Genomic DNA, 6,000 nt, shown 5'->3' on the forward strand with positions numbered 1-6,000 from the left:
GGTGAGCCGTCAGACTGGCCACCATGCCAGAAGCGAAGACGCCGTGGTCGTTGACCCTCAGCGAAGTCGGCCTGCGCCTTGAGGAGTTGCGCGAGCGACGCGGCCTCACCCAAGGGGACGTCGCGGGCCACGAAGTGCTGCATCGACGCGGTGTCAAGATCGACAACAGCGGTCTGAGCCGATTGGAGCGGGGACAGCGCCGCCGTGTCACCCGCGATCTCGTCGAGGCGCTGCTCGAGTGCTATCAGGCCAGCGCCACGGAGAGCTCTGAAATTCAGGCTCTCCTGAACGCAGACACCACGCCGGCCGGCCGTCCGCGCCCCGCACTGTGGCGGAGGAACGCCAACCTCCTTGGCCCCATGCAGTTCGAGGGCTTCCTGAAGATGGAGCGACGCGCTGCTGAGCTCTGGAACTATGAGCGCGACGTGTGGCCGGGACTGTTCCAGATCGAGGACTACGCCCGGATCGTCATCAGCCGGATGCGGCCCGAATTGCGTCCTGCAGAGGTGAAGGCCCTCGTTGACGTTCGCATGGACCGACAGCAGCAGGTCCGAGGTGGTGCACCGAAGGACTTTCGCGCTCTCGTGGACGAGAGCGCGTTCCGCGACACCATCGGCGACCGGTCAGTGTTGAGACGCCAGTTGGAGCGGATCCGCGCTGAGTCCGAGGAACATCGCAACACCATCCGCATCCTGCCGGACCTGATCGGCGTGCATCCGGGATCTGCAGGCGCGTTCGTCCTCATGGGCTTTCCCGAAGCTGCCCGTCAGGTTGTGTGGGTGGAGACCATGGTCAGTTCGGTGTACTTCGATGGTGATGAAGACGTACAGCGCTACACCGCAGCTTTCACCAACTTGTGGGAGCGGGCGCTGGACCCCACAGAGACGCGCATGCGCCTCGAGAAAAGAATCAAGGAGCTAGAACAGTGACATCGAAGCCGGACCCGTCCTCATTCGACCTGGCGTCGATCGAATGGACGGTGTCCCAGTACAGCGGCGGCGGCGGGAACTGCGTCCAGGTTGCCGTCCAGGACGGATACGTTCTGATCGGCGACTCGCAGAACCCGGGGCGGCTGCCCCAGGTATTCACTCCTGCTGAGGCGAAGGCCTGGCTGCTTGGTGCGAAGGACACGGACTTCGACTTCCTGCTCGATCTCTAACCCGTCCCGACGTGCTCAAGCGACCGGGCCGTCCCCAGGGCCGTTGGGGACGGCCCGGTCGCTGCTTGTAGCGGGTAGTCGCACCAGGCGACAATGTGAGTGCAGAGAATTTCTCTCAGTTCCTCGGCCAGTGGTCTGCGGCGCAACGCAGTCATCAATTAATCGGCACGGGCGTCTTGGCTGATCCGCGGAGGGAGCGTGAGAGGAATCGTCGGGCCTCGGCGGCATTCGATCTCGCAGTTCCTGCGAGGCTATCTCCCCGTCTTCTGGAAATTGCGGTAGGCGACTCGCCCGTGATGAGCCATCCGGCGAGGGACGTCACTCGCTCGGACTTCCGCTCGAAGGCGTATGAGGTACGTCCGCCGGGTGTAGAGACCTCACGTACGAGGGTGCATTCCTGTTTCTCGTAGTAGGCGGCGAGGGCCGGTGAAGTGCAGTCCCGTCGTACCCAGCTGATGTTCTCGCGGGCCGCACGGTCGACGGCCCAATCGGCGATGAGGGTTCCGAGTTTGCGGTGGCGTTCGGCGGGGTCCGTGACCGTTCCGTTGAGGTAGAAGGAGGTCTCCTCAGCTTCAGCGGTCGTCCAGGCCCAGGGAGCCGCAGTCCGGAGGATCGTGGTGCAGCCGATGATGCGGCGGTGGTCCTCTACCAGCACCCACATATCGCCGTCCCGCCGAGTGCAGTTGCCGGCAAGATCTTGAACGTGCTGTCCCCAGCTGGACCAGTTCGACAGCTGCTTGCTCTTCATCCATTCGGAGCGGGCCTGGATCATGGCCTCGAGGGCGCGTCGGTCCTCTGGTGTGGCTGGTCGCATCGCGAGCATGCGGTCCGCTCCTGTGTGTGCTCGTCCACGAGCGGGTTAACAAGTTGGTGTGCTGGGCGGAACCTTAGAGGCCTACTTCCTGGTAGCTACAACTTTCCCGCAGGAGCGCTTCGAAACGCCTGATGAACCATGCCGGTACGTGGAGGGGTGCCCGGAAAGCGCTACTAACCGACAGGTCACCCGTCGCCGAGCCGACCCGGCTGGGGTCAGTTCGGGCCGCAGTAGGCACGGCTCGGCGCAGCCCGTCGGCGAGGCGCTGGGCAAGGACGGCGGCCTGGTGGGCGCCGGCCGGCCCGCGGGTGGCCTCGATGGCGCGGATGAATGCGGATCCGACGATGACCGCGTCGGCATAGGAGCCGACGAGGGCCGCCTGCGCTGGAGTGGAGACGCCGATGCCGACAGCGACGGGGTGGGTGAGGGCGCGCAGGCTGTCGACGAAGGTCGGCAGGCCTCGGTGAAGTGGGCCTTGGCCGCCGGTGACGCCGGCCGTCGCGGGGGCGTAGACCGCAGTCGCGGGTGACGACGACGGCGATCGGCGTGCCTGCCGGTGGCCGGGATGAAGCGGCCGTTCACACGTCGCCCTCCGGCTCGGAAACTCCGGCTGCCCGGCTAACGAGCGGTGTGATGGCTCCCGACCCGGCCGGATGTACCTCCAGGCCGCCATCGGCGTTCAGCACCGGGCGACGGCTTGGGTAGGTGCGCCTTGCCGTCTCCAGGTCACGCTCGTCGAAGTCGCCGGTGAAGACGAGCACGCCGTGGAGGAGTTCAACTTTCTGCGCGGCGGTGGGCCAGCGGGAGAGTAGGGCTTCTGCGGTCATGGGGGCTGCTGGCGGTGGCAGGTCCGGTCCAGTCATGCGCGACCCTCTCTCGGTCGGGGCAGGCGGGTCTGTTATTGCAACAGTCCCGCTTGATAGTGCTGGTCGTGGTGCTGGACTGCCCGCCGGGGAAAGGCGCGGGCCATCCAGTCTTCTGGTGCTCCGACCTGGCGAAGTGTTGCGATCTGCCGGTCGTAGTCGCGCCCTTCGGGGCTGGCGTGGACGCGGAGGTAGAGGGGGTCGTCCTTGCCTGTGGTGTGGCCGTCGAAGTAGAAGGCGCAGGTGTGGTTCCACTGGTAGGGGGCGTCTGGTTCAGCGCAGTGGCAGAACCGGTGGGCCACGCGTGCCGGTAGTCCCCATCGTGGGTGGCACAGCCGCTGAAGGAGCTGGTCGTGCCACAGGGCCCGGGGGTGGCCGGTGCGGGCGTCGATCTTCCAGCTGTCGCCGTCGTCCCAGCACTGGACGCGGTAGAAGGCGGTGACGGTGTGGAAGAGCGCGATACGCCGGAGCAGAGCGCTGCCCACCGCGGCCCGTGTGGCTCGCGTGCTTTCGCGACTGGGACAGGCGTTGAGGTAGTCGCATTCCACGGGATCGAGGCGCGGGGCCGTCCACAGCGGTCGCTGTCCGTTGCCTTCGCGCCAGTGCCGGTTTCGGCGTTCGACATCGGCCCAGCTCTCTTTCAGCCCGCGGGGCAGAGCGAGTACGAGCGTCGCCTCTGGCCCGGAGTCTTTCACCATGTGCAGGTGCAGTTGTCGGCCGCCGGCCTCGATGCCGCTCATCCGCAGGCCGGGAATCCCGGGTACATCGTTCCCGTTTCCCGGTGCGGGAGTTGCGGGCAGCAGACGGCTCAGACAGTGCTCAGGGAAGGAGTAGCGCGCCTGGCCCATGTAAGGGTCGAGGTGCAGGGTGAGGGAAGTGCTGGAACCGGTCAGTGAAGCAATGCCGAAGGGGTGTGCGCACAGGTCCGGAGAGGTGCCCAGTTCCTCGAGGACGTAGCTCTCCAGCCGCATCTGCGCGGGCGAGGCCGGGGGTGCCGGGTGGCTGGTGCGAAGGCCGGCGCGGCGGGACTGCCCACTGCACTCGGCCCAGTAGCGCAACTTGCGGGACTCCCACGAGGAGCGGCTGCTCACGACAGTGCCTTCCTGACGTGCCCCTGCCCGATCCCGGCACGCCTACGAACACTGACGATCTGCTGGGTGTGATCACGGTGGTACAGGCCGGTGCAATGCCACGCTCCTTGCGTTCCTGTACGCCGGATCGGGCGGCGGTCGGAACGTGGCCCGCCTCGGGCCATGCCCGCCCATCATCCAGCGTCCTCACGGGACAAGACGGACGACACCGCCAGGGGTTCACCCGGACGGGTTGTGCCTCAAGCCTGGAGGGGACAGGTGAGCGGGAGCACGCAGCGCCAGGAACTCGTGCTCAACCAGCCATGCGACCACCGCGCGCAATCGGGCGACAGGCACACCCAATCCATCGGCCCAGTGGACGAACCCGAACGGGACCGGTCCGCTGCCCTGGAGTTGGCCGGACAGGATGTCCAGCACATCCCGGCAGGTGCCGTCGTTACGCGGAGGGTTCCTACCGTTGGCGGCCCGGGCCTGCATGCGGTGCAGGAAACCGGCCGCCCTTCCCGCCGGTCCCGTGATGACGCCGAAGTCGCACATGCAGCTGCTCACGCACAGCACAACGTCCAGCCCCTCGTGAACAACTCCTGGCGGTGCCCAGACTCACCCGAACAGACGCTCTGTGTCGCGTGTAGGGCCTGCCCCTCTCTGGCAACGTAGGACGAGGCAGGCATACTGGATGATTCATTGAGTCGAGGGCGGAGAGGGAGTAGTGCTCGTAGTGGCCAGCACCAACGACCACGGGACCCCGGATCCGCAGGTGACACCCCGCGCGGCCGGTCATCGCCGGTACTCGGCGGCGTACAAGGCGCGGATCTTGGCCGAGTACGAAGGGATCGACAAGCAGGCCAAGGGCGCCTTGCTGCGGCGCGAGGGCCTATATTCGTCGCTGATCACAACCTGGCGTCAGCAGCGGGACAAGGGTGCCGAGGCGGCGCTCGCCGCATCGGCGGGTCGGCCGAAGACCGATCCGCGGGACAAGGAGATCGCCCGGCTCAAGTCCGAAAACGCCAAGCTGGGAGCCGAGCTGGGCAAGGCACGCACCGTCATCGAGGTGCAGTCAAAACTCTCCGCGCTGCTCGACCAGTTCGCCACGGACAGCGCCACGACGAACAACGGCGAGAGCAAGTGACCTTGGCGGAAGCGGCGTCCGCTGGCGTGCCCGTCGGCGAGGGCGAGTCGGCCTTCGAGGCGGCCCGCACGGTTGCCCTGGGCAAGCTGTCCCTCCTGGTCGGCCGGGTCAAGGCATGCGCCGCGCTCGGCGTGAGCCGGGCGACCTGGTACCGCCACCACCGCACGTCCCCGCCGCCGGTGAAGCCGACGCTGGAGCGCAAGCGCCATCCGCGGGCCCTGAGCGAGGCTGAGGAGGCGGAGGTCCTGGCGGTGTTGCGGTCGGCCGAGTTCGTCGACATGGCACCGGCCGAGATCTACGCGGTGCTGCTGGACCGGGGCACCTATCTGTGTTCGGAGGCGACGATGTACCGGATCCTGCGCCGACACGGCGAGGTCCGCGAGCGCCGTCGGCAGGCCACGCATCCGCCCCGCAAGAAGCCTGAGTTGATCGCGACCGCTCCGAATCGGGTGTGGTCGTGGGACATCACGAAGCTGAAGGGCCCGTATCGGGGAAGCTATTTCTGCCTCTACACGATCATCGACATCTACAGCCGCTACACCGTCGGCTGGATGATCGCCGCATCCGAGAACAAGGACCTCGCCGAGCAGTTCCTGTCCTCCACCATCACCAAGTACCCCGTTGAGCAAGGGAAGCTGACGATCCACTCCGACCGGGGATCGCCGATGATCGCCCACAACGTCGCGCAGATGCTCAGCAATATGGGCGTCACCAAGTCCCATTCGAGACCGAAAACGTCGAATGACAACCCGTACTCGGAAAGTCAGTACAAAACCTTGAAGTACCGGCACGATTTCCCCGACCGGTTCGGCTGCATCGAGGACGCCCGCACCTGGTGCACCGGCTTCTTCGACTGGTACAACCTCGCCCACCGACACTCCGGGATAGCGATGCACGCCCCATTCGACGTGCACTTCGGGCTCGCCGACCAGCTCCGCGAGATG

The 6,000-nt window shown here is 66.4% G+C and carries 8 protein-coding genes; 4 read left to right on the plus strand and 4 right to left on the minus strand.

Going from position 1 to position 6,000, the window contains the following annotated elements:
- Positions 1-23 precede the first annotated feature (23 nt).
- Complete coding sequence (locus B9S61_RS38590; RefSeq protein ID WP_103546322.1) at positions 24-929, plus strand: DUF5753 domain-containing protein; 906 nt, start codon at positions 24-26, stop codon at positions 927-929.
- The gene (locus tag B9S61_RS38595) at positions 926-1,159 is read left to right on the plus strand and encodes a DUF397 domain-containing protein (protein ID WP_103546323.1); all 234 of its coding nucleotides are present in this window, start codon (positions 926-928) and stop codon (positions 1,157-1,159) included. The genes B9S61_RS38590 and B9S61_RS38595 overlap by 4 nt, the downstream gene beginning before the upstream one ends.
- Positions 1,160-1,313: 154 nt before the next feature.
- Here the strand turns inward: B9S61_RS38595 and B9S61_RS38600 are convergent, their stop codons facing one another.
- The 4 genes from B9S61_RS38600 to B9S61_RS38610 form a co-directional block, all read right to left on the minus strand.
- Positions 1,314-1,982, minus strand: coding sequence for a GNAT family N-acetyltransferase (locus tag B9S61_RS38600; RefSeq protein WP_103546324.1), 669 nt, complete (start codon positions 1,980-1,982; stop codon positions 1,314-1,316).
- A gap of 64 nt (positions 1,983-2,046) precedes the next feature.
- Positions 2,047-2,646 carry a tryptophan synthase subunit alpha gene (locus B9S61_RS38605; RefSeq protein ID WP_103546325.1) on the minus strand — a complete coding sequence of 200 codons (600 nt, stop codon included), beginning with the start codon at positions 2,644-2,646 and terminating at the stop codon, positions 2,047-2,049.
- Positions 2,552-2,800 carry a hypothetical protein gene (locus B9S61_RS41355; protein WP_181007734.1) on the minus strand — a complete coding sequence of 83 codons (249 nt, stop codon included), beginning with the start codon at positions 2,798-2,800 and terminating at the stop codon, positions 2,552-2,554. Before B9S61_RS41355 ends, B9S61_RS38605 begins: the two co-directional genes overlap by 95 nt.
- Before the next feature lie 71 nt (positions 2,801-2,871).
- A complete protein-coding gene (locus tag B9S61_RS38610) occupies positions 2,872-3,927 on the minus strand; it encodes a hypothetical protein (protein ID WP_258040111.1) in 1,056 nt (351 codons plus the stop codon).
- Between the two features lie 718 nt (positions 3,928-4,645).
- Between B9S61_RS38610 and B9S61_RS38620 the strand changes: the two genes are divergently transcribed.
- Both B9S61_RS38620 and B9S61_RS38625 read left to right on the plus strand, forming a co-directional pair.
- Entirely contained in the window at positions 4,646-5,056 is a 411-nt protein-coding gene (locus tag B9S61_RS38620) for a transposase (RefSeq protein ID WP_181007605.1), read from the plus strand.
- A partial coding sequence (locus B9S61_RS38625) for an IS3 family transposase (RefSeq protein WP_181007604.1) occupies positions 5,053-6,000 on the plus strand: 948 nt, incomplete at its 3' end. The genes B9S61_RS38620 and B9S61_RS38625, both read left to right, overlap by 4 nt.

Source organism: Streptomyces sp. SM1, assembly GCF_002910825.1.
GTDB classification, from domain to species: Bacteria; Actinomycetota; Actinomycetes; order Streptomycetales; family Streptomycetaceae; genus Streptomyces; species Streptomyces okerensis.

Excerpts from the sequence above, each read along its gene's own strand:
- B9S61_RS38590 (WP_103546322.1), top strand. The coding sequence starts at position 24 with ATGCCAGAAGCGAAGACGCCGTGGTCGTTGACCCTCAGCGAAGTCGGC.
- B9S61_RS38605 (WP_103546325.1), bottom strand. The coding sequence starts at position 2,646 with ATGGCGGCCTGGAGGTACATCCGGCCGGGTCGGGAGCCATCACACCGC.
- B9S61_RS41355 (WP_181007734.1), bottom strand. The coding sequence starts at position 2,800 with ATGACCGCAGAAGCCCTACTCTCCCGCTGGCCCACCGCCGCGCAGAAA.
- B9S61_RS38600 (WP_103546324.1), bottom strand. The coding sequence starts at position 1,982 with ATGCTCGCGATGCGACCAGCCACACCAGAGGACCGACGCGCCCTCGAG.